Source organism: Blautia glucerasea, assembly GCF_020537505.1.
Lineage (GTDB): Bacteria > Bacillota > Clostridia > Lachnospirales > Lachnospiraceae > Blautia_A.
The window spans coordinates 1-1864 of record NZ_JAJBMO010000063.1; the positions used below are offsets into that span (position 1 = coordinate 1).

A 1864-nucleotide genomic window follows, 5' to 3' on the forward strand; every position below is an offset into this window, starting at 1 on the left:
GAAAGGTTGAAAAACCTTGAATTTTCAATAAAAAACACTTGATTATATGAGGAGGAACAAACTAATGAAATATGTATGTGACGTTTGCGGATGGGAATATGATGAAGAGAAAGGTTATCCTGAAGGTGGTATTGCACCAGGAACAAAGTGGGAGGACGTTCCAGAAGATTTTGAATGCCCATTATGTAATGTTGGAAAAGATCAGTTTTCAGAAGTTGAATAAAATTCTGATTATTTAAATACGGATAGATAAACAAAAACCCTGGTGCGTGTGAGCAACAGGGAGACTGTGAGAAAAAGTCTGTAAATAAGATTCTTCTATGATATGCAAGGGTGGCAAGCCTGAAAATCAGGCTTCTCACCCTTGTTTTATATATAACAGTTGTTGAATGGCATGTCAAGAGCAGGCGGTTTTCCGCCCGTCTTATTCGCCTGTTTATTCGTTACTCTGGGAGGCGTCCTTCGTACATAATACTCAGTTCACCATACACCTGTGCCCAGTTGCGGATCGTACTGGTCCATTTCTTCGTAGCTTCAAATGTGGCAAGATACAGTGCCTTTAATAGAGCTGTATCGCTTGGAAATACGCTTCTCTGGCGATTCAGTTTCCGGTAGGTAGAATTCAGGGATTCAATAGCATTTGTAGTATAAATCACCGTTCTGACCGTCGTTGAAAATTTAAAGATCGGCGAGATTGCGTCCCAGTTATCCTTCCAGCGCTTCATGGAATTCGGATATTTCGGTGTCCATTTTTCTGTTACACGCTCTAAGGTTGCCAGAGCTTTCTTTTCATCTGTGGCCTGATAAATGGTTTTCAGATCCGTAGCGAAGGCTTTTCTGTCTTTATCCGGGACATATTTCAACGTGTTTCTTACCTGGTGTACAATACAGCGCTGGTATTCCGTCTTTGGAAAAGCTGCTGCAATCGCTTCTTTGATTCCGGTTAAACCATCGGCACAGATGATTAATACATCTTTGACACCACGATTTTTCAGTTCATTCATAACGGAAAGCCAGTATTTTGCGCTTTCGTTATCGCCAACACTGATGGTTAAAACTTCTTTTTTTCCTTCCGTGTTGATTCCCAAAATCACGTAAGCGGCAAGCTTTCGGATCACACCATTATCCCTTACAGAATAATGGATTGCATCAATGTAGAGAATGGGATAGACCTCGTCCAGTGGCCGGTTCTGCCAGTCTTCGATCTGTGGCAGGATCTTATCAGTCACATCAGAAATAAAGCTTTCAGAAGTTTCAAAGCCATAAATATCTTCGATGGTTTCGGAGATCTGCCGGGTAGTCATTCCTTTGGCATACATGGAAATGATCTTCTGATCAATATCGGAAATATCTTTCTGACGTTTTTTCACAACCTGTGGTTCAAATGTTGATTTGCGATCCTGTGGCACTTCGATTTCCATCGAGCCATACCGGCTGTTGACCTGTTTCCGCTTATAACCATTGCGATAATCATCATTATCTGAGCGTTCGGATTTTTCATAACCAAGATGATTATCCATTTCAGCTTCCATCATTTCCTTAATGGTGCCGCCTAAAAGATCCTTGAGCGCATCCTGAATGTCTTCTGCAGACTGGATATCGTACTCTTCCAGGAGCTGATGGATGATGTTTCGTTTTCCTTCTGTCATTTGTACACGATGTACAGGTTTCTTTTGTCTTGCCATAATAAAAGGCCCTCCTAATGATATTTATTGTATCATAGAAGAACCTTATAAACATTATTTTACAGAAAAAGTTTCATACTCTCGCAACAGGGTTTCAGACTGTAGACAAACTTGGTGTTGGGTGTTATGCCCAGCACCATTTTTCTTTTAAAACTTCTTTTCTTTTTATTTTCTTCAAA

The 1864-nt window shown here is 40.6% G+C and carries 2 protein-coding genes; one reads left to right on the forward strand and one right to left on the reverse strand.

Annotated elements, in window-relative coordinates; translation table 11 throughout:
- The first annotated feature begins 64 nt into the window (after nucleotides 1-64).
- Nucleotides 65-223, forward strand: a complete 159-nt coding sequence (locus tag LIQ05_RS19150) for a rubredoxin (RefSeq protein ID WP_055055545.1) — start codon at nucleotides 65-67, stop codon at nucleotides 221-223.
- A gap of 220 nt (nucleotides 224-443) precedes the next feature.
- Here the strand turns inward: LIQ05_RS19150 and LIQ05_RS19155 are convergent, their stop codons facing one another.
- Nucleotides 444-1685: an IS256 family transposase gene (locus tag LIQ05_RS19155; RefSeq protein ID WP_226822908.1), complete on the reverse strand. Its 1242-nt coding sequence runs from the start codon at nucleotides 1683-1685 to the stop codon at nucleotides 444-446.
- Nucleotides 1686-1864: the final 179 nt, after the last annotated feature.

What these genes read in the sequence shown, in the direction of transcription:
- LIQ05_RS19150 (WP_055055545.1), top strand. Translation starts at nt 65, where the DNA reads ATGAAATATGTATGTGACGTTTGCGGATGGGAATATGATGAAGAGAAA.
- LIQ05_RS19155 (WP_226822908.1), bottom strand. Translation starts at nt 1,685, where the DNA reads ATGGCAAGACAAAAGAAACCTGTACATCGTGTACAAATGACAGAAGGA.